This window comes from Micromonospora taraxaci (genome assembly GCF_007830095.1).
GTDB lineage: Bacteria > Actinomycetota > Actinomycetes > Mycobacteriales > Micromonosporaceae > Micromonospora > Micromonospora taraxaci.
This window is the reverse complement of the sequence record NZ_VIWZ01000001.1, coordinates 3,579,769-3,604,849: the sequence shown is the minus strand read 5'-3', so window position 1 is coordinate 3,604,849 and position 25,081 is coordinate 3,579,769. Positions and strand designations below refer to the sequence as shown.

At 73.2% G+C, this 25,081-nt stretch carries 21 protein-coding genes; 10 read left to right on the top strand and 11 right to left on the bottom strand.

Going from position 1 to position 25,081, the window contains the following annotated elements:
- Nucleotides 1-46: 46 nt before the first annotated feature.
- The 4 genes from FHU34_RS16480 to FHU34_RS16465 form a co-directional block, all read right to left on the bottom strand.
- Entirely contained in the window at nucleotides 47-2,143 is a 2,097-nt protein-coding gene (locus FHU34_RS16480; protein ID WP_208745014.1) for an APC family permease, read from the bottom strand.
- A gap of 88 nt (nucleotides 2,144-2,231) precedes the next feature.
- Nucleotides 2,232-2,633, bottom strand: coding sequence for a hypothetical protein (locus tag FHU34_RS16475; protein ID WP_145781465.1), 402 nt, complete (start codon nucleotides 2,631-2,633; stop codon nucleotides 2,232-2,234).
- Between the two features lie 363 nt (nucleotides 2,634-2,996).
- Entirely contained in the window at nucleotides 2,997-3,767 is a 771-nt protein-coding gene (locus FHU34_RS16470; RefSeq protein ID WP_145781464.1) for a DUF5995 family protein, read from the bottom strand.
- Between the two features lie 137 nt (nucleotides 3,768-3,904).
- Nucleotides 3,905-6,802 (bottom strand): helix-turn-helix transcriptional regulator, encoded by a 2,898-nt coding sequence (locus FHU34_RS16465; RefSeq protein ID WP_145781462.1) that lies wholly within the window; start codon nucleotides 6,800-6,802, stop codon nucleotides 3,905-3,907.
- A 194-nt stretch (nucleotides 6,803-6,996) separates the two neighbouring features.
- On the opposite strand from FHU34_RS16465, the gene FHU34_RS16460 reads away from it, so the two are divergent.
- The gene (locus FHU34_RS16460; protein ID WP_145781460.1) at nucleotides 6,997-9,279 is read left to right on the top strand and encodes an adenylate/guanylate cyclase domain-containing protein; all 2,283 of its coding nucleotides are present in this window, start codon (nucleotides 6,997-6,999) and stop codon (nucleotides 9,277-9,279) included.
- Nucleotides 9,280-9,372: 93 nt separating this feature from the next.
- Here the strand turns inward: FHU34_RS16460 and FHU34_RS16455 are convergent, their stop codons facing one another.
- Complete coding sequence (locus tag FHU34_RS16455; RefSeq protein ID WP_145781458.1) at nucleotides 9,373-9,918, bottom strand: YciI family protein; 546 nt, start codon at nucleotides 9,916-9,918, stop codon at nucleotides 9,373-9,375.
- Between the two features lie 44 nt (nucleotides 9,919-9,962).
- Nucleotides 9,963-10,793 carry a class I SAM-dependent methyltransferase gene (locus tag FHU34_RS16450; protein ID WP_145781456.1) on the bottom strand — a complete coding sequence of 277 codons (831 nt, stop codon included), beginning with the start codon at nucleotides 10,791-10,793 and terminating at the stop codon, nucleotides 9,963-9,965.
- 172 nt (nucleotides 10,794-10,965) lie between these two features.
- Here FHU34_RS16450 and FHU34_RS16445 point away from each other — a divergent pair, with 172 nt between their 5' ends.
- Nucleotides 10,966-14,256: an ATP-binding protein gene (locus FHU34_RS16445; protein ID WP_208745013.1), complete on the top strand. Its 3,291-nt coding sequence runs from the start codon at nucleotides 10,966-10,968 to the stop codon at nucleotides 14,254-14,256.
- An 89-nt stretch (nucleotides 14,257-14,345) separates the two neighbouring features.
- Nucleotides 14,346-15,038 (top strand): hemerythrin domain-containing protein, encoded by a 693-nt coding sequence (locus FHU34_RS16440; RefSeq protein WP_145781454.1) that lies wholly within the window; start codon nucleotides 14,346-14,348, stop codon nucleotides 15,036-15,038.
- A 119-nt stretch (nucleotides 15,039-15,157) separates the two neighbouring features.
- On the opposite strand, the gene FHU34_RS16435 is transcribed toward FHU34_RS16440, so the two are convergent.
- From FHU34_RS16435 to FHU34_RS16415, 5 genes are all read right to left on the bottom strand, one after another.
- Nucleotides 15,158-15,766 (bottom strand): hypothetical protein, encoded by a 609-nt coding sequence (locus FHU34_RS16435; RefSeq protein WP_145781452.1) that lies wholly within the window; start codon nucleotides 15,764-15,766, stop codon nucleotides 15,158-15,160.
- A 92-nt stretch (nucleotides 15,767-15,858) separates the two neighbouring features.
- Nucleotides 15,859-16,422 carry a dienelactone hydrolase family protein gene (locus tag FHU34_RS16430; RefSeq protein ID WP_145781449.1) on the bottom strand — a complete coding sequence of 188 codons (564 nt, stop codon included), beginning with the start codon at nucleotides 16,420-16,422 and terminating at the stop codon, nucleotides 15,859-15,861.
- Nucleotides 16,423-16,528: 106 nt separating this feature from the next.
- Entirely contained in the window at nucleotides 16,529-17,635 is a 1,107-nt protein-coding gene (locus FHU34_RS16425) for a nucleotide disphospho-sugar-binding domain-containing protein (RefSeq protein ID WP_145781447.1), read from the bottom strand.
- A gap of 132 nt (nucleotides 17,636-17,767) precedes the next feature.
- Nucleotides 17,768-17,959, bottom strand: coding sequence for an acyl-CoA synthetase family protein (locus tag FHU34_RS34035; RefSeq protein ID WP_280116513.1), 192 nt, complete (start codon nucleotides 17,957-17,959; stop codon nucleotides 17,768-17,770).
- Entirely contained in the window at nucleotides 17,956-18,405 is a 450-nt protein-coding gene (locus FHU34_RS16415) for a MarR family winged helix-turn-helix transcriptional regulator (protein WP_145781445.1), read from the bottom strand. The genes FHU34_RS34035 and FHU34_RS16415 overlap by 4 nt, the downstream gene beginning before the upstream one ends.
- Before the next feature lie 139 nt (nucleotides 18,406-18,544).
- Here FHU34_RS16415 and FHU34_RS16410 point away from each other — a divergent pair, with 139 nt between their 5' ends.
- The 7 genes from FHU34_RS16410 (at nucleotide 18,545) to FHU34_RS16380 (ending at nucleotide 25,080) form a co-directional block, all read left to right on the top strand.
- Nucleotides 18,545-19,765, top strand: coding sequence for an MFS transporter (locus tag FHU34_RS16410; protein ID WP_244311701.1), 1,221 nt, complete (start codon nucleotides 18,545-18,547; stop codon nucleotides 19,763-19,765).
- A 141-nt stretch (nucleotides 19,766-19,906) separates the two neighbouring features.
- Complete coding sequence (locus FHU34_RS16405) at nucleotides 19,907-20,665, top strand: class I SAM-dependent methyltransferase (RefSeq protein ID WP_145781442.1); 759 nt, start codon at nucleotides 19,907-19,909, stop codon at nucleotides 20,663-20,665.
- A 137-nt stretch (nucleotides 20,666-20,802) separates the two neighbouring features.
- On the top strand, nucleotides 20,803-21,276 hold the full coding sequence (locus tag FHU34_RS16400; RefSeq protein ID WP_145781439.1) for a fluoride efflux transporter FluC: 474 nt from the start codon (nucleotides 20,803-20,805) through the stop codon (nucleotides 21,274-21,276).
- The gene (gene crcB, locus FHU34_RS16395) at nucleotides 21,276-21,638 is read left to right on the top strand and encodes a fluoride efflux transporter CrcB (RefSeq protein WP_145781436.1); all 363 of its coding nucleotides are present in this window, start codon (nucleotides 21,276-21,278) and stop codon (nucleotides 21,636-21,638) included. The genes FHU34_RS16400 and crcB overlap by 1 nt, the downstream gene beginning before the upstream one ends.
- A gap of 87 nt (nucleotides 21,639-21,725) precedes the next feature.
- Entirely contained in the window at nucleotides 21,726-22,250 is a 525-nt protein-coding gene (locus tag FHU34_RS16390) for a PadR family transcriptional regulator (protein ID WP_145781434.1), read from the top strand.
- Nucleotides 22,247-22,927 carry an ABC transporter ATP-binding protein gene (locus FHU34_RS16385; RefSeq protein WP_145781432.1) on the top strand — a complete coding sequence of 227 codons (681 nt, stop codon included), beginning with the start codon at nucleotides 22,247-22,249 and terminating at the stop codon, nucleotides 22,925-22,927. Before FHU34_RS16390 ends, FHU34_RS16385 begins: the two co-directional genes overlap by 4 nt.
- The gene (locus tag FHU34_RS16380; RefSeq protein WP_145781429.1) at nucleotides 22,924-25,080 is read left to right on the top strand and encodes an ABC transporter permease; all 2,157 of its coding nucleotides are present in this window, start codon (nucleotides 22,924-22,926) and stop codon (nucleotides 25,078-25,080) included. The genes FHU34_RS16385 and FHU34_RS16380 overlap by 4 nt, the downstream gene beginning before the upstream one ends.
- The last annotated feature ends 1 nt before the right edge of the window (nucleotide 25,081 follow it).

Here is a 25,081-nt window from a genome sequence, read left to right as displayed (position 1 = left end):
AGTGCCCTTATTCATCTTCGGAACCCACCAAACGGGGGCATCCCGATCACCCGCCGACGTGGATGCCGGGGCGTCGTAGCGGGTCGCGCTCGGTCCGGCGGATGATCTCCCGCACCACCGGAGGGGTGTCCCCCCGGCCGAGAATGAGATAGCGCGCCAGGTGCGCGATCGGGCTCCCCTCCGACCACTCGAAGTGCGCGTGCGGCCGCACGCCGGTCGCGTCCCGCAGGGCCAGCAGGATCGCGGCGATCGCGTTGGGCGCGGCCGGGCTGCTGGCCCGCAGCACCCGGAAGCCACTCACCTCGATGCCGTGCACCCGCAGCACCTGACTGAACTCCGACGGGTCGACCACGTCGATCTCCAGGAACAGCACGTCCGCCGCCCCGGGTACCGGATTCATCCCGCGCTGCGCCCGTTCCTTGACCGTGTACTCCTTCACCGAGCCCTTCTGCCGCTTGTTCGCGATCAGGTGCAGCTGCCCGTCATGGGCCAGCGACTCGGTGATGAACCGACGGGCCGGTTCGTCGAACTCGATCCGCTCGGCACGCAGCTCGGTGGTGCGGGTGACCCGGGACACCAGCGAGACGGCGATGATGCCGAGGATGAACAACGCCGAGATGGTGATCCCGTCCGGCTGCTCGATGACGTTCTCGACCAGCGCGTACAGCAGCACCAGCGTCAGCACCGTGAAGCCGATCGCACCCACACGCTGGTGGCGGCGGGCCGCCGCGATCGTCACCGCCACCGCGCCGGAGACCATCATCGCCAGGATGCCCGTGGCGTACGCCCCGGCCTGCGCGTTGACGTCGGCCCCGAAGGCGATCGTGATGCCGACGCTGACGACGGTGTAGACGATCACCACCGGGCGCACCGCCCTCGCCCACTCCGGGGCCATGCCGTACGAGGGCAGGTAGCGGGGCACGATGTTGATCAACCCGGCCATCGCGGACGCGCCGGCGAACCAGAGGATGAGCACGCTGCTCACGTCGTAGACGGTGCCGAAGGCCTCACCCAGGTACCTGTGCGCCAGGAACGCCAGCGCCCGCCCGTTCGCGCCGCCACCCGGCCGGAACTCCTCCGCCGGGATGAGCAGGGTGGTCACGAATGTCGTCGAGATCAGGTACACCGACATGATCAGGGCTGCGGTGGTGAGCAGCCGACGCGTGTTGCGGATCCGGGCGGCCAGGCGGGCCTGTTTGTCCGGCCCGTCGGCCGATACCAGCGGCATCATGCTGACCCCGGTCTCGAAACCGGACAACCCCAGCACCAGCAGCGGGAAGGCCAACACGGCGGTGAGCAGCACGTGGCCCGGTCCGGCGCCGGTGGTGGTCAACACGGCCGTCCAGTCCGACACGATGCCGGGGTCCTCGACGATCCGGGCCACCGCCACCCCGACGATCACCGCGTTGAGCGCCAGGAAGATCGCGACGAGTGGGATGGCGACGACCACCGCCTCGCGGAAGCCGAGCAGGAACACCCCGCCGAGGATGAGCAGCAGCACGACGGTTACCGCGACCGGCACCAGGGCGCCCTCCGGGGCGTCCGGCAGGTACGGGTTCTCCAACAGGTGCACCGTGGCGTCGGCCGACGAGAGCGTGATCGTGATGATCCAGGAGGTCGCCACGAAGCCGAGCAGCACGAGGACGAAGACCTTGCCCCGCCAGAACGGCAGCAGCCGCTCCAGCATCGCCACGGAACCCTGACCGTGCGGGCTGTCGTGGGCCACCCGCCGGTACATCGGCAGCATGCCGAACAGGGTGAGCGCGACGATCAGGAGGGTCGCCAGCGGGGAGAGCGCGCCGGCCGCCACCGCGGCGATGCCCGGGAGGTACGACAGCGTGGAGAAGTAGTCCACCCCGGTCAGGCACATCACCTGCCACCAGGCGTGCGTGCGGTTCTGCCCCTCGCTCGTCTCCGGCCCGGGCGGCTGCACCCGGTGCTGGAAGAGCCAGCGGCGCAACGGGCTGGCCGGCGGCGCCGAACGGGCCGGGGTGTCCACGCGTTCGGGCACCACCACCCCGGGCCGGCCGCCCGGGTGCGGGCGGGCCGGGTCACGGGCCGCCCGCAGCGCCGGGTCCGGCCCGGTCGGCGCGTGGCGGCGTCCACCCCAACGTCGGGCTCTCGCCCGGTGCTCGTCACCCATCGTCAGTCCCCACCCTCACCGGTCCTGACCCGACGGTAGGCGGTGGCCGGGCGCCCAGCCGGGCGAACCGGGGACGTGAACGCGCTGCTCAGGACAGGTCCGGCACGGCGAGCAGTCGGGCCAGTGCCGGCGGGTCGGCGACGGTCACCGTCGCCGCCGGGTGTCGTACGCGCCCGCCGGGCACCAGCGCCGGCACCGGCGCGCCGAAGCGCAGACAGATGCCGCCCGCCGTGCTGCTACCGAAACTCGCGCCCCGGTCGACCATCGACACGTGCGGCCCGATCACCCGCCACCAGCGGTACGGGCCGCTCAGCTCGACGGCGATCACGTTGGCCCGTGCGGTGCGCAGCCGCCACGGCCCGTACCGGATCATCAGGTCCCGGTCGGTCACGACGACCCAGGCCGTCGCCGGGCGGACGCCCACCAGCGCCAACACCGGGCGGAACACCGGATCGAAGCGGAACGGGAACCGCGTCGCGACGTCGGTCACCGGGCACCCGGCCGGGCGGTGGGTCGGGACACCGGGCCACCCGGACGAAGGGGCCCGGGCCGCGCGGGCCGGGGTCGGGCGGCGGGCCGCCGCCGGGCCAGGACGGTCATGGCGCGGGCGTACCCGTTACGCGCCCGCCGACACCCTCGAAATCCCGCACCGTCGACGCCCTGCCCCACCGCCGGCCGACACCCCCCGGGCCGGCCGACGGTGGCAGACGGTCGACACCCCCCGGGCCGACCGGCTGTACCCCGGGCCGACCGGACCTCGGCCGACCCCACGGGGTGGGTGGAGCTGGTGGGATGTGCGCCCCCGCGCTCCGCCGCCCCCCACGGGGCGGAGCGCGGGGACCCCCCGTCCCGACTACTGCAGGAACGCCCCGAGGGGCGAGAGCAGCAGCCGGCCGAGCGCTGCGGCGTTGTCGTCCAACCGCAGGCGCTCACACTCGCGGGCGTCCGGATCGTGCCGGCACCGCCAGATCTTCTGCGCGTTACGCCAGGCGACATCGCGGGTGTACTCGACCAGTTCCCCCTGGTACCAGTCGTCGATGTCGCCGTTGAGCATGTCGATGAGCAGCTGCCACCGCTCCAGATAGCCCCGGCGCAGGCCGGGGATCTTGTCGGCGAAGATGTTGTTGATCTCCAGGTAGTCGTGGTGCTGGTCGCTGCCGTCGACCGGCTCCGACTCCAGGTGGTCGAACGTCGTCACCAACGCGAACGGCAGGTCGAAGTTGATGTGCGCGTTCACCCCGGCCGCCGCCGAGGGCAACGGACGGGCGTCCGGCCCCCGCATCCGCTCGAAGAGGCACGACCAGGCCTTCGGAGTGCCCGGACTGGAGTCGGTCCACAACCGCATCGCGTCGAAGTACCGTGCGGCGAACTCGACGTCGAGCCGGGACAGGAACGCCGGATCGACGAAGCGGTCGTCGTACAGCCCGTCGAGCACGCTGCTGGTGATGGTCAGGTAGAGCTTGTTGAAGTCGGCGAGGGGGCAGCTGTCCTCCAACGGAGGCAGCCGCACCAACAGGTCCTGGAGCTTGGTGAGGTGATCGACCACGGCCGGCACGTCAGCGGGGTGGTCGGCGAGCAGGTCGACGATGTCCCGGTGCACGGGCCCCCAGACCGGTTCGGTCATCTCTCCTCCATCGTGGTCGGCGGCATCCCCCGTGCCGTCGTCGACGCGGCTCAGCCTTTCAGCCCGCACCCGTCGGCCGGATCAGTAGAACGACGTATCCCGGCACGCACAGGCGCGCCGGGATACGTCGTGGTCGGTCAGCCCCGGTGGTTGCGCAACTGGATCGCGCTGGCCTGGACGCGGGTGCGGACCTGCAGCTTGTCGAAGATGTGCGAGACGTGCACGCCGATGGTCCGCTCGCTGATGAACAGCCGCTGCCCGATCTCCTTGTTGGTCAGACCCTCCGCGACCAACGCGAGCACTTCCCGCTCCCGCGCGGTGAGCGCGGCCAGCTCGTCGTCGGACGCCTGGGTCGGCGCCCCCCGCGTCGCGCCGGTGGGCTCCCGCTCCTCCAGCGACACCCGGGCCCGCCCGGCCAGCTCGCGGATCTCCGAGGTCAACGGCACCGCGCCCAACCCCTGCGCCACCTCGTACGCCTCGCGCAACAGCTTGCCGGCGGTCGCCAGTCGACTGCGGCGAGCCAGCAGCGCCTCGGCCTGCCGCAGCCGCGAGTATGCCGCCGGATAGGGGTGGTTACGCCGGTCCCACTCGGCGACCGACGTCGCCCACAGCTCCGGGTCGCTGCCGTCGAGGCGGCTCACCTCGGCGGCGCAGAGCGCCAGGAACCCCTCCACCACCGAGCGCACCGGTCGGGCCGCGCCGGCGCTCTTGCGCGCCATCCGGTCGGCGACGTCGCGCAGTCGGCGCACCGCCGTCGGGTCCACCTCCACGGTGCGGCTGGCGTGCGCCTCCGCCTCGGCGCGCAGACCGTGCCAGACCAGGGCGGACAGGATCATCACGTCGTCGGAGCGGATCTCGGTGAGGCCGCGCTGCACCGCCATCCGCGCCACGTCGTGCCGGCCCTCCCACATGGCCAGCCCGGAGCGCAGGGTGAGCAGCGGAATGACGTGCCGCGCCCCACCGCCGGCGAGCAGGGTCGCGACGGCGTCCAGGTCCCGGCCGGCGGCCTCGATGTCGCCGTAGCCCACCGAGAGCCGGCACCGGGCGAGCAGCAACTCGACGGCGTCCGCACCGGACGGTCGGTGCCGCAGCGCCGCCGCGACCACCTTCTCCGCCTCGGCCCACTGGCCCACCCGGAACAACCCGTTGATGGCTATCGCCAGCAGCCGGGTGCCCCAGGTGCGGCCCAGCCCCAGCTCGGCCACCCGCTCGGCGCCCCGCCGGGCCACGACCACACCCTCCTCGAGGATGTTCAGCGGCCCGGTCAGCAACTCCGCCAGGTGCAGGTACGCGCAGGCGACGTCCTCGGGCTGGCCGGCGCGCTCGGCGGTGTCGAGGGCGTCGCGCATGACCGCCAGACCGGCGTCCGGGTCCTCCAGGAAGGCGTCGCTGAAGCCCAGCGCCGAGCTGGCCAGCACGACCTCCGTGGCGGACCCCTCCACGTTCTCGGCCAGCGCCAGCGCCTCCCGCGCCCGCTCACCGGCGTCGGCGTACCGGCCCAGGTGCAGCAACAACTCGGCCAGGCGGGCGGCGGCCGCGGCCCGGTCGCGCGGGGAGCAGTCCGCCGCCTTCAGCGCCCGCTGGTACTCCTCCTCGGCCAGCGCCGAGCGACCGGCGGCGGCCAGGTAGCGGGCCCGGCGGATGTGCAGCGCGCAGTTCGGTTCGCCGCCCTGGAGCGTGGCCAACTCCTCCAGCAGGGCCAACGCGCGGGCGTGCTCCCCACAGTGGTGGGCGGCCTCGGCGGCGTTTCCGAGCAGCTCGACCCGGTCCACCGCGAGCGGACCCGAGTCAGCGGCGAGCTGCAACGCCGCCGACCAGTGCCGGTGCGCCTCGGCGTAGCCGCCCAGCCGCTCGGCCTCCTGCGCGGCGGCCACCGCCGCCGGCAACGCGCGCGCCGGGTCACCGGCCAGCCGCCAGTGGTGTGCCAGCCGGGCCTGGTGCAGCTCACCCGGGGCCGCGGTCAGCGCCTCGGCGTAGCGGCGGTGCAGCCCGGAACGCTCGGCCGGCAGCAGCTCGTGCGCCAGCACCTCGGCGACGAGACGGTGCCGCAGCCGGTAGCCGTCGTCGGCGCCGACCAGCAGCCGGTGCGCCACGGCCGCGCGGGCCGCGTCGATCAGCTCGTCCTCGGGCAACCGCAGCACCTCGGCCAGCAGCCAGTGCTGCACCGGCTCCACGCCGGCAGCCACCGCGTGCACCACCGCGTGCGCGTGCTGCGGCAGCGCGTCGACCCGGTCGAGGAAGATCTCCCGCAGCGTCTCGGACAGACCGTCGCGGCCGTCGCGCAGGTCGCGGGCCAGCTCCTCGATGACGAACGGGTTGCCGCCGCTGCGCTGCCACACCTGGTCGGCCGCGTCCCCGGACAGGGGCCGACCGACCACCGCCGCGGCCAGCTCCTCGGTCTCGCTTCGGCCCAGCGGTGCCAGGTCGAGCACCCGCACCGTCCGCAGGCGACGCAGCTCGGTGAGCACCCGGCGCAGTGGGTGCGCGCCCTGCAACGACTCGGCGCGTACCGCTGCCAACACCGAGAGCTGCAGGTCGCCCAGACCGGCCAACAGGTAGAGCAGCAACTGCCGGGTGCTGCGGTCGACCCACTGCAGGTCGTCGAGGATCAACACCAGTGGTCTGCCCTCGGCGATCAGGTGCAGCCCGCGCGAGACCCGCTCCAGCAACGCGCCCGCGCCGTCCGGACCGGCGGTCTCGTCGGCGACCATCTGCAACAGCCCGCGCACCGCCGACGAGCTGCGCTTGCGAGAGGCGGACAGGTCGGCGTCGTAGCGGCGCAGCGCCTGCAACAGCGGGTGCAGCGGGGAGGCGTCGCCGATGTCCAGGCAGCTGCCGGTGAGCACCACGGCGCCCTGGTCACGCAACCGGTCGCCGATCTCGCCCAGCAACCGGGTCTTGCCCACACCGCTCTCGCCGGTCAGGAAGACGGCGGCGGTCTGCCCGTGCGCCGCGTCACCGAGCAACGCGGACCGGACCGTCCGCACCAGCTCGGCCCGACCCACGAGCGGTGCGGTGTCCACATCGCTGGCCATGGCACGCAGCCTAATCACAGGGCCCCGCACCGTTCTACGGCCATCCGCCGCTTGTGGTACTCCTCGCGTCGACTTTGCGACTAAAGGTTGCGGGTGGCCGACATACGTCGTTCTGCAGATCCCCCGTGGGCCCAGGGATGCCAATCTCCGGAGGTCATCAGGCAGAAGCGGGAAGAAGGGCCGGTGCGATACCCATGACCAGCAGCATCGTCGTCATCGACCCGCAGCGAACCGGGACCGGACACTGGCCGGTGCCGGAGGAGAGACGCACAGTCACCGTCCTCTTCGCCGACATCGTCGGCTCCACCGGTCTGGTGGACCGGCTAGACCCGGAGGACGTCCGCGCCCTGCAACGGGCCTACTTCGACACCGTCGCCGGCGTGCTGCACCGCTGGCAGGGAGTCGTGGAGAAGTACGTCGGCGACGCGGTGATGGCCCTCTTCGGCGCTCGGCACTCGGACGGCTTCGACGCGTACCGGGCGGTGCGCGCCGGGCTCGAGATCCAGGCCGCGCTGGACCGTCGGCCGATGGTCGGCGACATCAGACTGCGCGTACGCGTCGGTGTCGCCACCGGTGAGGTCGTGGTCGACCTGGGCGGCGCCGTCAGTGGCGGGCACGGCGTGGCCAGCGGCGCGGTGATCACCACAGCGGCCCGCCTCCAGGAGTACGCGGAGCCCGGCTCAGTGGCGCTCTGCGCGGCCACCGCACGGGCCACCGCCGGCCTGATCACCCAGCGTCAACTGGCGGCGGTGCCGGTCTCCGGACGGGTGCCTCCGATGCCGGTCTGGCACGCCGTCGGCCTGGTACGCCCCGGCACCGACCGCCACGACGGCCCGCTGATCGGCCGTCGCCGTGAACTGGCCACCATCCGCGACCAGGTGAGCGAGGCCATCCGCGAGCACAGCCCGAGGTGGCTGTCAGTGGTCGGCCCGACCGGCAGTGGCCGCAGCCGCCTGCTGCACGAGTTGACCCGGGGACTGACCACTGTGGACGGCGTGCCGGTGCGGTGGTGCGTGGCGACCTGCCAGCCGTACCCCGATCAGGTCCTGGCCCCGGCCGCCGATCTGCTCCGTGGCCTCGCGGGGGTGCGGCACGGCGACGGCCCGGCGGTGGTCCACGACCGGCTGGTCGCCGCCCTGACGTCGCTGTTCCCGCCGGAGCGCGTCGCGGCGGCGGTCCCCGCTCTGCAGCGGTTCCTCACCACCCCGGACAGCTCGTCGGCGGCGCTGGCGGGCGCGGCGATCTGCCGGGACGTCCTGTTGCGTCTGGCCGCTCACCAGCCGCTGATCGTCGCCGTGGACGACGTGGACCGGGCGGCGCCCGCGATGAGCCGGTTCCTGCACGCGCTGTTCAGCACGGCGACGGCGCGCGGGTTGCCGCTTGCCCTGATCACCCTGCACCAACCGCAGTGGGCCGACACCCGGCCGAGCCCGGCGCGACGGATGACGATCGGACCCCTGGCCACCGTGCAGTCCGGTCGGCTGCTGCGCCACCTGCTCAGCCGGGCCGGGCAGCCGGTGACCCTGGCCGACCGGTTGCTGCCGCTGGTCGGAGGTCGACCCGGGCACGCGGCGGCGTACGTCGCGTCGCTCGTGGACGGTGCCGACCCGGCGGCGCTCCCCCTGCCCGAGGCGCTACGCCGGGTCGTCGGAGCGGAGCTGGACCACCTCGACGGTGAGCGGCGGGCGGTGCTGATGGCCGCCGGCACCCTCGGCGGTGTGATCTCCGGTGCTGCCGTCGACCGGGCCCTCGGCTGGACGCCCGGTCGGTCCGCACCCGCGCTACGAGGGTTGGTCGCCGCCGGGCTCCTGCTCCACCACCGCACCGGCGGGTACGCGTTCGCCGCGCCCGCGCTGCGTCAGGTCGCCGCCGAGCGCCTGCCTCGCGCGTTGCGGGCCGTCTTCGGCCGCCGCGTCGCCGACGTCGTGGGCCTCGACACCGTCCACCCGGACGTCGTCCGCCCCTGCGGTGACCCGGCTGGCGCCGGTCGTGCCGCCGCCAGCGGCAAGGCCGTACGGCGTGCCGAGGGCGTACCGCGGGCCGAGGTCGTGCCCCTCGAGGCCGTTCGTGCGCGGAACAGCCGGCTCGGCACCGCCGTCGCGCCCACCAACCGCCTCGACGCCGTCTTCGCGGTGTCGCCCTCCGACGTGTCACGCCACCGACCCCGCAGCCCGACGGTGACCACCTCACCGGCCGCGTCCACTCGCGGAACGGACCCGAGGCTGCGCCGACTCCGGGTCGTCGCGTCGACGGGCGGCGTGCCACCGACCCGAGAGTCCACGACGGTTACCCATGCGGGCGTTCCTCGGGCGCCCGGCACGGACCGGGCCTCGGCGGCGATCCTCGTCGTACCTGCCGTGCCGGGGTCAGCCGAACGCACCGCGCCTGCCGACGTCGAGGGTCCACCCGGGGTGGTGCGCGCCCTGCCACGCCCTCCGGTTGCCCAGTGGGCGGACGGTCTGGCCGCCTCGGCGTGAGGCTCCGTCTCAATGGTCGTCGGAGGCCGAGCACCGCCCTGTTGAGCTGCCACGCTCACGCCGGCCATCCCGCGCTAGTCGGCGGGAGCGAGGTCAGGTCGGTCGCCCACCGAACTGCCAGTCGTGCACCTCGACGTCGGCGTACCGGTCCACGGTCAGGATGGCGCGGGCCGCGTCCCGGGACGACGCCCGGAGTAGCGCGGCGGTGCCCAGCCACGTGCCGCCATCGTCGGACAGCAGCGGCCCGTACGCGATCAGCTCGTCCGGGTCGGGTGGCACGGCCAGGTCGACGGCCTGCCCCTCCCCGAGACCGAGCACCAGGTACCTGTCACCGCCGGTCCGACCGCCCGGGAAGTCCCACATCGTGCGGCCCAGCGTGTTGCGCCACCGGCGCACCAGCACATCCCGGTAGACGCCGGCCTGGTAGTTGGGCTCGTCGAAGGCGAACGCCCGCGCGGCGGCCGAGTCGGGCAGATCGACGATGTGCACGCTGCCGGTGGCGGTGTCACCGGACAGAGTCGGGCCGCGAGCGATCATCTCCGTCGCGAACCGGTCCATGTAGGACCAGTGCTCGGCCAACAACTCGTCGCGTAACGCGCCCGAGCCGGGCCGGTCACGGTGGTAGCACAGGAATTCCATGCCGCACATTGTCGACGCCGGGCCCCATCCCCGCCGGACCGAGGTCAGCCGGGCGGTGCCAGGGGTACGGTCGCCGAGGCCAGCAGTGCCGCCGTGGGCAGCGCGAGCAGGCCGTCCGCGTCCCGGTAGGACGCGGTCACCTCGTCGTACACGGCCCGGATGCGGGCCAGCACGTCCGGAGGTTGGGCGACCAGCACCAGGCCGGGCTTGCTGATGCCATTGGCGGGGCCGCTCCACCACGCCTCGGGGTCGGTGCGATGCGCCCAGGTGATCGTCTCGCACCGCACGTCGGCGAGACCCGCGGCGTCGAGCAACCCGCCGAGGCCATCCGGGGTACGGGGGAAGTCCCTGTCCACGTCCACCGTCGGCGCGGTCGGACGGTCGACCCCGGCGGCGTCGAAGACCCTCCCCCACAGGCTCTGCGCCTCGGGCGGCGGGTCGGGCCAGATCGTCACCGCGATCCGACCGGCCGGCCAGACGACCCGTCGGAGCTCGTCGACCGCCGCACGCGGATCACCCACGTGGTTGATCACGAAGTTCGCCACGGCTGCGTCGAAGGATCCGGAGGTCAACGGAAGGCGGGGCAGGGCCGCGAGTCGCACCTCCTCGGCCGACGGGACACGGCGGCGCGTCAACTCCACCATGCTCGGCTCGGCGTCGACGGCGACGACGACCGCGCCACGAGCGCTCGCCAACGCTGCCACGGTGCCGGAACCGGTGCCGGCGTCGAGCACGCGGGTGCCCGCACCGACGTCCACGGCGTCCAACAACGATGGCGCCGGATGGGCGCAGAGCGCGGCGAGGCTGCGGTCGTACGCGGCAGCCCGCCCGGACCAGTGCGACCGTACGTACTCGTCGTAGGCAGTCGTCGTCATCGCCCCACCCCGTCGACGGCGATCATGATGTCGGCGTCAGGATATCGAAGGAGGCACGTTCCGGACGGCCCGCGCACCGACGCGACACCGCGCAGGCCCCCGGTGAGCTGGTCGTCCGTTGTCCACCGGCAGCCGGTGAGCCCGTACGCGGGCGACTAGGATCGGCCCAGTCATGCTGCTACGGGTGCTCGGGCCGCTCGAGGTCGAGGTCGACACAGGCGGACCGGTCGACCTCGGTGGCCCCCGCCAACGCGCCGTGCTCGCGCTGCTGCTGGCGGCCCGAGGCGAGGTCGTCTCCGTCGGTCGGATGATCGAGGATCTGTGGCGGGGTGACCCCCCGCCACGGGCGATCGCCTCCCTGCAGGCGTACGTCTCGCACCTGCGCCGCCTGTTGGAACCGGCCCGCGAACGCCGGGCGCCGGCGCGGGTCCTGGTCACCGCCCCACCCGGCTACGCGATCCGGGTGCCCACCGACGCCGTCGACGCCAGTCGGTTCGAGGCGCTGCTCGCCGACGCACGCGCTGTCAACGCCGCCGACCCGGGCCGGGCACGCCGGCTGCTGGTCACCGGACTCGACCTGTGGCGCGGGCCCGCGTACGCCGAGTTCGTCGAGGAACCGTGGGCGCAGCCGGAGGTGCTGCGGTTGGAAGAGCTGCGCCTCGCCGCCCGGGAGCTGCTGCTCGACGTGACAGTGCGCGGTGGCGACGCGGCCGAGGCGGTGCCGGAGGCGGAGGTGCTGACCCGGCAGGCACCGCTGCGGGAGGAGAGTTGGCGGCTGCTGGCGCTGGCGTTGTGGCGTACCGGCCGGCAGGGCGACGCCCTCGCGGCGCTGCGTCGGGCCCGGGCGACGCTGGCCGACCAGCTCGGTCTGGATCCGGGCCCGGCCCTGGTCGAGCTGGAATCCGCGATCCTGGCCCAGCGTCTCGACCTGCTTCCGCCGGTGGTCGCGACGGCGGCACGGATCGTCGCCCCGCCACCGGCGACCGAGGAGGTGTTCGTCGGACGGGAGGCCGAACTGGCGGCTCTCGGGCAGGCGGCCGCCGAGTGCGTGACGAGCGGGCCGCGTGTCGCGATCGTCAGCGGCGAGGCCGGCGCGGGCAAGACGACGGTGCTCAGCCGGTTCCGGGAGGAACTCAGCTCGCGCGGCTGGCTGGTCGCCGTCGGCCGCTGCCCGGAGGTCGAGGGCGCGCCGCCGGCCTGGCCGTGGGTCGAGGCGCTGCGGCAGCTCGCCGAGGAGACGCCGCCGGGGGGTTTCGCGTCGGCGCTCGCCCCGCTGCTCGGCGGTAGCGACGGCGAGTCGGGTGGTGACGTCGCCGCCGGCCGGTTCCGGTTGCACCGCGCCGTCGGAGCGTGGTTGGACGCGACAGCGGTCCGCAGGCCGGTAGCTGTCGTCCTCGACGACCTGCACGCCGCCGACGCCGAAACGCTGCTCCTGCTGAACAGCGTCACCGAGCTGACCACCGGCGCCGTGCTGTTCGTCGCGGCGATGCGGCCCACTGACAACCGCGAGCGGCTCGCCGACACGATGGCCGTCCTGGCTCGTCGCTCACCCCACCGGATCCAGTTGGGGGGCCTGGCCACGGCCGAGGTCGAACGGCTGCTCGGCGCGCTGGCCCGGACCACCCTCGACTCGGACACGGTCGCCGCGCTGACCGAACGCACCGGCGGGAACCCGTTCTACGTCCGGGAGTCGGCGCGGCTGCTCGCCGCCGAGGGCACGCTCGTCGCCACCTCCGACGTGCCGGAGGGGGTACGCGACGTGTTGCGCCGCCGACTCGCCCGCCTGCCGTCGTCGGCGATCTCGGTGCTGCGTCTCGCCGCCACGCTCGGGCGGGAGGCGGACCTACCGACACTTGTCGACGCCGCCGACGTCGACGAGGCGTCCACCCTCGAAGCCGTGGAGGTCGGACTGACCGCCGGCCTGCTCACCGAACCGGTCCCCGGTCGGGTGCGCTTCGTGCACGGCCTGGTCCGCGACACCATCTACACCGACCTGTCCCACCTGCGCCGGACCCGCCTGCACGCCCGGGTCGCGGACGCCACCCGCCGACTGGCACCCGCTGACTACCCGTCGCTGGCCTACCACTACGCCCGCGCCGCGTCGGCCGACACCGCTCCGCTCGCCGTCGACTACGCCATCCGCGCCGCCGAGCTGGCCGAGCGGCGGTACGCGTACGACACCGCCATCGAGGTGCTCGGCAACGCGCTCGACGCCGCCGCGACGGTCGCCGGGGATCGGGACGCGCTGCGGGTCGACCTGCTCGGCCGGTTGTTGCGGGCCCAGGCTCGGGCCGGTGCGGTGGCCGCCGCCCGGGCGACCCGCGCCCGGGCGATCGACGTCGCCGCCGCGTCCGGTCGGGACGATCTGCTGGTCGCGGCCTTCACCGCGTGGACCGTCCCGACACCGTGGTTGACGCACGCGTACGGCGTGGTGGACCACCGGATCGTGGAGTTGCTCACCCGACTCCTGCGTACCGACGATCTGGACCCGGTCGCCCGCTGCCGACTGCTCGACGCGCTGGCCACCGAACTGGACGGCGAGGCGGACCCTCGGGGCGCGGCGTCCGGGCGGGAGGCTCTGGCGTTGTCGCGGCGACTGGGCGATCCCGAACTGCGCGCCCTCGGGCTGGCCGCGCGGGTCCGCACCATGAGCTACGAACGCGACGCGACGCACCGTCGGGAACTGGCCCTGGAGCTGCGTGACCTCGCCGACGACCACGGGCTGGTGACCTATCGCTCGGTCGCCGAACAGGTGCTCGGCCACTGCGCCGCGGCGCTCAACGAGCCGGACGAGCTCCGCGCCAGCGTCGCCCGACACGGCCGGCTGGCCGGGACGTACCAGCTCAACGAGGCGCAGGTGATCCACCTGTGTGCCCTGGGCGCCCTCGCCCACGTCGCCGGTGACTTCGTCGCGGCGCGACGGCACTACGACGAGGTCGCCGTGCAGATGCGGCGGCAGGGTTCGCTGCACGCCGAGGCCTTCCACTACTTCTCCGTGGCGACCCTGCTGATCAGCCAGGGACGCATCGGCGAGCACGTGGAGGCCACCCGGCGGGTACGCGAGTCGTTGGGGCCGATCGTGGACGACCTGCTGGCGCTGGCGCTGATCGGGAGCGGACGGGTGGACGAGGCACGCGCCATGCCGCTCGGGCGGCACACGTACCGCCCCGACTACTTCGAGTCGGCGCTGCTCAGCGTGCGCGGGATGGTCATCGTGGCACTGGGTCGACGGGACCTCGCCCCACAGGTGATCGACGCCCTGCTGCCGGTACGCGACCAACTGGCCGGTTTCGCCACCACCGCGGCCGTGGTGCGCCCGGTCGCGTTGACGCTCGGGGAACTGTTCCAGCTGCTGGGACGCACCGAGGAGGCGACGCGGCACTTCACGCTGGCGGCCGGGGTGGCCCGCCGGTGGGAGTCGCCGCACTGGCTGGCCGCGGCCACGGCGGCGCTGGCCGGCTGACCGTCGCGGTTGGTGGATTCCAAGCCGGTTCCAAGTGGCACCGAGAATGATCAACAGATCTGTGCCAGTTGATCCTCGGAAAGGTCACCGTGAACCAGAACCACCGCGAAGCCATGGCGGACGTGCGCGACATGTACATGGCCCACACGACGTTCCGTCGCGAGTTCAGCCTGCTGCCGCAGCTCGTCCGCGACGTCACACCAGGTGACGCCAAGCGAGCGGAGACCGTCGGCGCCCACGCCGAGCTGCTCTGCCACATGCTGCACCTGCACCACGAGGGCGAGGATCTGCTGCTGTGGCCGCGGCTCGTCGAGCGCGGCGGGGAGGCGGCCGCGGCCATCGTGCCCACCATGGAGAAGCAACACCACGCCATCGAGGAGGCCCACGGGGCAGCGGTCGCCCTGCTGCCCGCCTGGCGTCGTACCGGTCGCGGCGGTGACCAGCTCGCTGACGCGTTCGAGCACCTCCGCGTGGCGCTGATCGAGCACATGGCCATGGAGGAGGCCGAGATCCTGCCCCTGGCGGAACGGCACGTCACGGCCGCGGAGTGGATGCAGCTCGGCGAGCACGGGATGAGCAAGTCCCCGAAGAAGCAGCTGCCACTGGCCTTCGGCCTGGCCATGTACGAGGGCGACCCCGAGGTGATCAAGGCGGTGCTGGCGCACGCCCCGCTGCCGGCCCGGCTGCTCATGCCGATCATCGGACCCCGACTGTTCGCCAGCCACGCCAAGCGGGTGCACGGCACCGCCACTCCCCCGCGCATCGGCGCCGGGGCCCGCTGAGCGAGGCCGACAACCGACCCGACAGGCCCGACGATCCGACCCGACGTCGGGCCTGCCGGGCTCGGGTACCCCGTGAGGGCGGCGCTGTCGCACATCGCGCGGGAGCCCGGCCCCGGGCCTCATCGTTGCGGCGGGATCGCGGCCTCGTCGCCCACCGGGACGGCCGTCCCGGCGAGGGCGTCGCGGTCCAGACGGCCGCCTGCCCCGGCACGGGAGCGCGACGGCCGCCACCGGGATGTGGGCGTGCGCAGGAGGGGATGGGCCTGCGGTACGCCGGCGCGAATCTGCTGCTGGAGCAGGTGGAGCGTCGGCCACCACTCGGGGTGACTCGCCACCACCTCGTCGAGGATCGGGCTCTGCCGCAGCATCTCGGCCGGCCAGTGATGCCACGAGTGGGCGAAGTCGAAGGCGGGCAGCAGCGAGGCCATCTGAAGATTGCACTCGAGCACGTCGCCGAGGAGTTCCGCGAAGATCAACACCTTCGGCCGCTCCGCGTCGTCCGGCGCGCAAGGCTTCCCGTCGAAGAAGTACGGCCGCGCCGACGGGTCCTGGAGCAGGCGTTCGTGCCAGGAACGGATGAGGTTGTTGACCTCGACGAGCGCGCTGGCCGAGCCGATGCCGTTGTTGATCCGGCTCTGCCTCGCCACCTCTCGGGTCTGCAGCGCGGAGAAGCACAGCGATATCGCGACCAGCATCAGACCGATGACGTTCAGGACCGTCTCGTTCACGCCTGTGCCCTTCGAGGAGGGGAGCCTGTCCTCAGGCTAGGCAGGCGCGGCAACCATCGACGGTCGTGCTGCTCCGCGGGCCTTGATGCTCACTAGGCTGCCAGGAAGGCCAGCACCCTGGGCCAGGTCGCCGTGCTGGCGTCCGGGGAGTACTCGCCGGCTTCCGGGTCGGTGAACAGGTGACCCACGCCGGGGTAACGGAAGACCGTCAGGTCGGCGCCGGCGTCGGTCATCGCCTGCTGCCACTCGTCGACCTCGTCCGGAGTGTCGTACGGGTCGGGGTGGGCGAGGTGCAGCTGCACCGGCAACCCGGGCCGGACCGCGTCCGGCGCACCGCCGGTGCCGTGCAGCAGGAGCAGCCCGCCCGCGTCGGGTCGCTCGGCCAGCAGCGCCCCGGCCACGCCGGCGCCCATCGAGAAGCCGGCGAGAACCGTCTCGGGTGGCAGGTCGTTCAGCGCGTGCCGGGCCCGGTCGAGCACCACCTCCTGACCGACCTTGTCGAGCAGCGCGAAGCCCTCCTCGACGGTGTCGACGGCCGGAACGCCGTACAGGTCAGGGGTGCTGACCTGGTGCCCGGCGGCGCGCAACCGGTCGGCGGCGGCGCGTACGGCGGGCCGCAGCCCGTACACGGAGTGGAACAGCACGACGTGTCGCATCACGTCATCCTGCCGCAACCGGCCGCGTACCAAGGGTGGCCACGCGGGGCGGAGGTCAGACCAACGCCGCCAAGCACACGCCCGGGCTGGCCACGCGGGGCAGCGGTCAGACCAACGCCGCCAGTCGCGCGACGAGGTCGGTCGGCGGCGGCATCGCGGCGATCTCCCGGCTCACCTGACCGGCGGCGGTGCGCAGCGCGTCGTCGGTGAGCAGGCGGGTCAGCGCCTGGGCGGTGATGTCCCGGGGGCGCAGCGCCAGACCGGCGCCGCGACGGGCGACCAGCTCGGCGTTGTGCCGCCGGTCCCCCGGACCGACGGTGGCGAGCTGGGGCAGACCTGCGACGAGGGCGCCGAAGACGCTGCCCGCCCCACCGTGGTGGACCAGCGCAGCGCTCGCCGGCATCGCCGCGTCCAGCGGGATCCAGTCGACCACCCGCACGTTGCCGGGCAGCGAACGGGTCGACCGCTCGTCCGGTCGGACCAGCACGATCTCGGCGTCCACCTGAGCGGCGGCGGCCACCACGGCGGGCATCGGCCCCCGGTCGCCCGGGCCGGTCAGGGTGCTGCGGGTGACCAGGATCCGCTGACGCTCGCCCGGCTCGCGCAGCCAGGCCGGCAGCTCGCCGCCGCCGATGTAGGAGTCGTACCGCATCGGCCACCCGGCCTGGGTGGCGACGCTGGGAGGGGCCACGGCGAGGGCGGCGGCAGGTGGCGGCAGTTCGGTCAGACCGTGCCGGCGCAGTGCGGCGCCGAGCCGGGCGGTGGTCGCGCGGACCAGGTCGCGGCCGTCGAAGAGGGCGTTCTCCTGGCGTACGGCCGGCACGTCGAGGCGCGCGGCGGCCACCGCGCCGGCGACCGCGAACGGCTCGTGCAGCACCAGGTCCGGCCGCCAGCGGGCGGCCAGTGCTACCACCGGGTCGGTGAGCTGGTCGTTGAGCGCGCCGAAGAGCAGGCCGGCGCCCCGGGTGCCGGCGGTGCCGGCCATTTCGGCGCGGGCGATCAGCGGGTGGCGGGGGAAGACGCGCAGCGCGATCCGCCCGAAGTCGAAGCTCGGTGCGATGTCGTGGACGGCCAGCCCGGCGTCGGCGGCGGTCAGACCACCGCCGCCGGTGGCCAGCAGCACGTCGTGGCCGGCGTCGCGCAGCGCGACCGCGAGCGGCACCAGCGGGAAGACGTGCCCGACGAGCGGGGCGGAGACCACCAGCACGCGCATGGGTCGCATCCTATGTCTCCACCGACGTCGGGGCGGGCCCCCGAAACCCCGGTCCGGACGGATCAGAGCAGCCGCCCCACGTCCGGGGCAGTTCTACAGGGGACAGCACCGGCCCACCGGGGTGGCCAGCGGTCAGCGGGCCGCCGGTCGTTGGTCGACGACGCGGCGCATCTTGCCCGTCGACCGCTCCACCGCGTCCGGGGCGAGGACGTCGACGGCAACGCTCACCCCGATGGTGTTCTTCACCAGCTCGGCGAGCGTCGCGCCGGCCCGCTCAGCCGCGTCCGCGGCGACCTCCGCCCGCCAGGCTGACGCGGCGGTCAGCGGGCGGCGGGCAGCCGGTGCAGGGCGTCGACCAGCGGGGCCAGCTCGGGGGTGGCCTCCGCTTCGGCGAGCGCGTCGCCGAGCACCCGGTCGTGCGTGGGCCGGGCCTGGCCGAGCAGCTCGGAGCCGGCCGGGGTCAGCTCGGTGTAGATGCCGCGCCGGTCGTCGGCGCAGAGGATGCGGGTGAGCAGACCGCGTTGCTCCAGGCGGGTGACCAGGCGGGTGGTGGCGCTGCCGGACAGGGCGGCGGCGCGGGCGAGCTGACTCACCCGCATGTGCCAACCGTGCTGACGCGAGAGTGCGTCGAGGACCGTGTATTCGACGACGGACAGCTCGTGACCGGCCTGCAACGCCCGCTCCAGGGAGGCCTCGATCAGCCCGTGCAGGGCGGCGAGGGTGCGCCAACCCTGCGCGCGGATCTCGACGGCGTCGTCGGCGATGCCCATGCCGGCCCCTCCTCGGGTGTGATCTGGACGGGCCCCAGGCTACCACGCTTGCGCCGATATAAAGCGCGTGCAAGTATTTCGTTGCTGACGCGGGTAGTTGCACGCGCCGTCCATCTGACCCCTCCCCGATGGGAAGACCATGTCCGTACGCCAACAGTCCCTGCCGCCTGGCCTGATCGCGCTGGCCATCGGCGCCTTCGGCATCGGACTCACCGAATTCGTGATCATGGGCCTACTGCCCGAGGTGGCCGCCGACTTCGCGGTCACCGAGCCGGTGGCCGGCTGGCTGATCTCCGGCTACGCGCTCAGCGTGGCCGTCGGCGGGGTCGCCCTCACCGCGGCGGTCACCCGGCTGCCCCGCAAGCCGGTGCTGCTCGGCCTGATGGTGCTCTTCATCATCGGCAATCTGCTCTCCGCCCTCGCCGGCGACTACGCCGTGATGATGGCCGGCCGGATCGTCGCCGCCCTCTGCCACGGCGCGTTCTTCGGCATCGGCGCCGTAGTGGCTGCCGGCCTGGTCGCACCGGCCCGCCGGGCGGGCGCCATCGCCATGATGTTCGCCGGCCTGACCATCGCTAACGTCCTCGGCGTCCCCTTCGGCACCTTCCTGGGGCAGCACTTCGGCTGGCGGTCGACGTTCTGGGCGATCACCGCGATCGGCGTCGTCGCGCTGATCGGGCTGGCCCTGCTCATCCCGGCTCGCGACACCGCCAGCGCCGATCGTCCGGCCGCCGGGCTACGCGGCGAACTGCGCGCCTTCACCCATTCGCAGGTCTGGCTCTCCCTGGTGATCACGGTCCTGGGCTTCGGCGGGATGTTCGGCGCGTTCACCTACATCGCCTACACGCTGACCGCGGTCAGCGGCTTCGCCAGCAGCACGGTGCCGTGGCTGCTCGTCCTCTTCGGAGTGGGACTCTTCGCCGGCAACCTGCTCGGCGGCCGGGCAGCCGACCGGTCCCTGTCGCGCACCCTGGTCACCGTCCTGGCGGTGCTCACCGTCGTGCTCGTCGGTTTCGCGCTGACCGCCACCAGCCCGGTGTTGACCATCGTCTCGCTGGTGCTGATGGGCGGGTTCGGCTTCGCCACGGTGCCGCCGTTGCAGATGCGGATCATGCACTACGCGCACCAGGCACCGACCCTGGCGTCCGGCGCGAACATCGCCGCGTTCAACCTCGGCAACGCGCTGGGCGCCTGGATCGGCGGGGTGACGATCGCCGCCGGACTCGGCTACACCTCGCCGATCTGGGCCGGCGCCGCGCTCACACTGGCCGGGCTGGGCGTCCTCCTCGGGGCGCTGCGCCTGGCCCGCCGCAGCGAGCCGACGACGGCCGGAGCGGACCTGGTCGAAACGGCGGCCTGAGCCGCCGACAGGAGTACGCCGGGCCGGGCGGATGCCCGACCCGGCGTCATCCTGATCATCGCCCCGCCATCATCTCGCAATTGCAAGTTATGTGCAACAAGGTCTGGACAACGCCGATGCGACGTAACTAGCCTTCCTTCCATGAGTCCTTACATCACGGATCCGTGGGCGTGGCAGGAGAGCTGGGACCGCCAGCAGGAGGCGTTCATGCCGGACCGGGAACACCGGTTCACCGCCATGCTCGACACCGTCGACGCGATCCTCGACGGTCAGCCACCGCGCGTGCTCGACCTGGCCGGTGGCACCGGCAGCATCTCGCTGCGGACACTGGCGCGCTTCCCCGACGCGGAGGCGACACTGCTGGACCTCGACCCGGCACTGCTCGCCATCGCCCGCGCCTCACTGGGTGACCGGGCCACCATCGTCACGGCCGACCTCGGCACCCCGGACTGGCGCTCCGCGCTCCCCCACCGCGAGTACGACGCCGTGCTCACCGCCACCGCTCTGCACTGGGTGCCAGCCGACCGACTCGGTCAGCTCTACGCCGAGCTGCGCGACGTGCTGCGACCGGGCGGTGTCTTCGTCAACGCCGACCACATGCCGGACGACGGCCTGCCGGAGCTGACCAAGCGGCTGATGGACCGGGCCCGGAACCGGCGCAACGCCCGGTACGCGGCCGGCACGATGCTGTCCTGGTCGGACTGGTGGGATCGGGCCGGCGCGGATCCGGCGCTGTCCCCGTTGGTGCGCCAGCGACAGGACATCTACCCGACCGGGCACAGCCCGGAGTGGAACCCGCCGGTCTCCTGGCACCTCGCCGCGCTCACCGCCGCCGGGTTCAGCGAGGTCGGCACGGTGTGGCGGGGCGGCCCGGACGCCGCCGTCGCAGCAGTTCGCTGACACCACCGTCGGGGCGCAGCGCGCCGACGCCGCAGGTGGCGGCAGCGCAGCCGGGCCGCAGGTGGCGGCAGCGCACTCGGGCCGCAGGTGGCGGCAGCGCACTCGGGCCGCAGGTGGCGGCACTACGCTGGGGACCCGTGGCAGAGCCGCTGGACCCGCGTACCGACCCCGACGTCGACCTCCGGGTCCCCGCCGACCGGGTTGAGCTGACCGCGCACCCCGCGACGGTCCTGGCCGCCATCGCGGTCGGCGGGGTGCTCGGCGCGCTGGCCCGGGCCGGCCTGCAGCACGCCGCACCGCACTCCCCCACGGGGTTTCCGTGGGCGACCTTCGGCATCAACACGTCCGGCTGTCTCCTGATCGGCGCGCTGATGGCGGTGCTCGGACGCCTCGACGGCGGGCATCCCCTGGCTCGCCCGTTCCTCGGGGTCGGAGTGCTCGGCGGGTTCACCACGTTCTCCACCTACACGGTCGACATCCAGCAGGCGCTGGTCGCTGGCGCTCCGGGCACCGCGCTGGTCTACCTGGCCGCGACGCTGCTCGGGGCGCTCGCCGCGGTGGGTCTGGGCGACGCCGTGACCACCCGGGTGCTGCGACGGAGGGCGGCCTGATGACCGTCCTGCTCATCGCCCTGGGCGCGGCCGTCGGCGCTCCGTTGCGCTACCTCACCGACCGGGCCGTGCAGTCCCGGCACGACTCGGCGTTCCCTTGGGGCACGCTGACCGTCAACGTGATCGGGTCGCTGTTGCTCGGCGCGCTCGTCGGGTGGCCGGTCGGCCCGGCTGTCACCGCGGCGCTCGGCACCGGGTTCTGCGGCGCGCTGACCACCTACTCCACCTTCAGCTACGAGACGCTACGACTCGTCCGGGGCGGCAACCGGCTCCTCGCGATCGCCTACGTGCTGGGCAGCGTCGCTGCCGGGCTCGTTGCCGCCACCGCCGGCTATGCCGTAGCCCGCGCCCTGACGAACTGACCCAGCCATCGCTCCCCTGACCAGGAGCCGAGCGACAATGCCCTGAGGGTATATACGCGAGGTATACCCTCGGTGTAGTCTCCTGGCATGAGCGTGCCACTGACCCTCCTCGGCCTCCTCGAACGAGAGCCCAGCCACGGGTACGACCTGAAACGCGACTACGACGCCTTCTTCGGGCGCGGCAAGCCGCTGCCGTTCGGCCAGGTCTACTCCACCCTCAGCCGACTGGCCCGGGACGGCAAGGTGGTGATCAGCGACGTCGCCCCCGGCGCCGGCCCCGACCGCAAGCGCTACATCATCACCGACGTCGGCGCGACCGAAGTCGAGCAGTGGCTGACCCAGCCGGTCGACCCGGAACCGCACCTGCAGACGGTGCTCTTCGCCAAGGTCGTGCTCGCGCTGATGCTCGACCGTCCGGCCGCCGAATACCTCGACACCCAGCGCAGCGCGCACCTGCACCGGATGCGTGAGCTCACCGAGATCAAGCGCGCCGGCAGCCTGGTCGACGCGCTGCTCGCCGACCACGGCCTCTACCACCTGGAGGCGGATCTCCGATGGATCGAGATGACCGGCGCCCGGCTGGACGCCCTGCGGAAAGAGGTGCGGCCGTGAGCGTCGTCATCGAAGCGCGCACCGTGGAGTTCTCCTTCGGCCAGACCCCCGCCCTGCGCGGCGCCAGCGTGGCCGTGGAGGCGGGCGAGATCCTCGCCGTGATGGGCCCCAGCGGCTCGGGCAAGTCCACCCTGTTGCACTGCCTGGCCGGCATCCTGGTCCCCGACGCCGGCGAGATCCTCTTCGACGGGGCCTCGGTGCACTCCATGACCGAGACCGAACGCAGCAGCCTGCGCCGGGACCGGTTCGGTTTCGTGTTCCAGTTCGGTCAGCTCGTCCCCGAGCTCACCGCCGTGGAGAACGTCGCCCTGCCGCTCCTGCTCAGCGGCGTACACCGGAAGCAGGCGCTGCCGAAGGCGAGTGCCTGGTTCGCGCGCCTCGGCCTGGACGGCCTGGAGCAGCGGCGTTCGGGTGAGCTGTCCGGTGGGCAGGCGCAACGGGTCGCCCTGGCCCGGGGCCTGGTCGCCGAGCCGCGGGTGCTCTTTGCCGACGAACCGACCGGAGCGCTCGACTCGCTCACCGGCGAGCAGGTCATGGACCTGTTGGTCGGCGTCGCCCGCGAACAGGGCACCACCGTCATCCTGGTGACCCACGAGGCCAGGATCGCCGCGTACGCCGACCGCGAGGTCATGGTCCGCGACGGGCGCGTGAACGCGCCGGACCGGATCGCCTCATGATCGGCTTCGGGCTCCGCCTCGCCGTGGCCGGCGGCCGTGAGGCGCTCACCCGCCTGATCGTCATCGCCGCCGCCGTCGCGATCGGCAGTGGACTGCTGCTGACCACACTGGCCGGGGTCAACGCGGTCAACTCCCAGCTCACCCGGTACGCGTCGATCTACCCCAACGCCTCGACGGCTGGCGACGTCGACCCGCTGTGGTGGTCGACCCGGGACGACTACTTCCACGGCACACAGATCATCCGTATCGACGTCGCGGCGACCGGGCCGAACGCGGACACCCCGGCCGGCATCCCGAGCACTCCCGGCCCCGGAGAGTTCTACGCCTCACCCGCGCTGCGGGAACTGTTCACCGCGCACCCGGCCGACCAGCTCAACGACCGCTACCCGGGCCGTGACCTCGGTGCCGTCGGCCCGGCCGGGCTGACCTCACCGGACACCCTGCTCGCCATCGTGGGCGGCACCCCGGAGGACGTCGGCAAGCTGCCCAACGCCCGGCAGGTCGGCAGCGTCGGCGACACTCCCGCACTCCCCGAGACCACTGTGAACCTCATCCTGGGCGTGATCGCCGGCGGGCTGCTGTTCCCGGTGCTGATCTTCATCGGCACGGCCACCCGGCTCAGCGCCGCTCGGCGGGAGCAACGATTCGCCGCCATGCGCCTGGTCGGCGCGACGCCCCGACAGATCTCCACCGTCGCCGCCGTGGAGGCGACCGCCGCGGCCGTCGTCGGCACCGCCGTGGGCTTCGGCCTGTTCTACGCGTTCCGGGGGCCACTCGCCGGCATCCCGTTCACCGGCATGCCGTTCTTCCCCAGTGACATGTCCCTGGGCCTGCTGGACGTCCTGCTCGTCGCCCTCGGCGTACCGGCCGGCGCGGCGGTGGCGGCCCAGGTCTCGCTGCGCCGCGTACGGATCTCGCCGCTGGGCGTCACCCGTCGGGTCACCCCCGGGGCACCGCGCGCGTACCGGCTGATCCCGGCCCTGCTCGGCGTCGCCGTGCTTGTCTTCGCGCTCGGCTTCCGGCCCGAGACGTCCGACGGCCAGACGGCGGTGTTCCTGCCCGGGTTGCTGCTCATCATGGCCGGCCTGGTCTTCGCCGGCCCATGGTTGACGATGGTCGGCGCGCGGGTGATGGCCCGGTACGCCAACCGTCCGGCCACGCTCATCGCCGCGCGACGCCTCGCCGACAACCCGAAGGCCGGCTTCCGGGCGATCAGCGGCATCATGCTCGCGCTCTTCGTGACGAGCGTGGCCGTCGGCGTGATCACCACGATCGTCGCCAACCGTGGTCCGGCCCCGGTCGGCTCGACCGACGCGGGCACGGTGACCACGGTCTTCGACGAGAAGGCAGCGTCGGTGCCCGACACGCTCTTCACCGACCTGCACGCGATCACCGGTGTGCGGTCCGCGACCGCCATCCGCGAGAACCCGAACCTCATGAACGGCGGCGAGACCGGAGTGATCGCGTGCGCCGACCTGCCGAGCACGTACGGCCGGTGCAGCGAGGGGGCGAGCGTCATCGAGGTGCCGATGGGGCTCAGCCGCTGGCGGGAGTCGGCGTCGTCCGCGACGGTCTGGCCCGCCGCGTCGCTCACCCTCGACGAACTCCAGCGGCTGCCGGTGGTGTCGATTGTCGTCGGCACGGACGGCTCCGCCGCCGCCATCGAGCGCACCCGCACCGTGCTGGAGGTCGCCTTCCCGACGTTCTGGGTGGGGCCGAACGTTCCCGGCGACTTCGAGTCGGACTTCGCGAACACGCTGCGCGGCTGGGAACAACTGGCGAACGTGATCATCATCGCCAGCCTGGCGCTCGGCGGGTGCAGTCTCGCGGTCAGCGTCATCGGCGGTCTCACCGAACGCCGACGCCCGTTCAGCCTGCTGCGTCTCAGCGGCGCGCCGGTGCGGGTCCTGCGCCGGGTGGTGGCGTTGGAGAGCGCCGTGCCGATGCTCGCCGTCGCCGCCGTCGCCATCGGGATGGGCCTCCTCGCCGCCCACCTGTTCCTGCGGGCACAGATGGGCTACACGCTGATCGCGCCGGAGCCACGCTTCTACGTGATCGTCGTCGTCGGGCTGGCCGCCTGCCTGGGTGTCATCGCCTCCACACTGCCGCTGCTGGAACGCATCACCGGCCCGGAGACCGCCCGCAGCGAGTAGT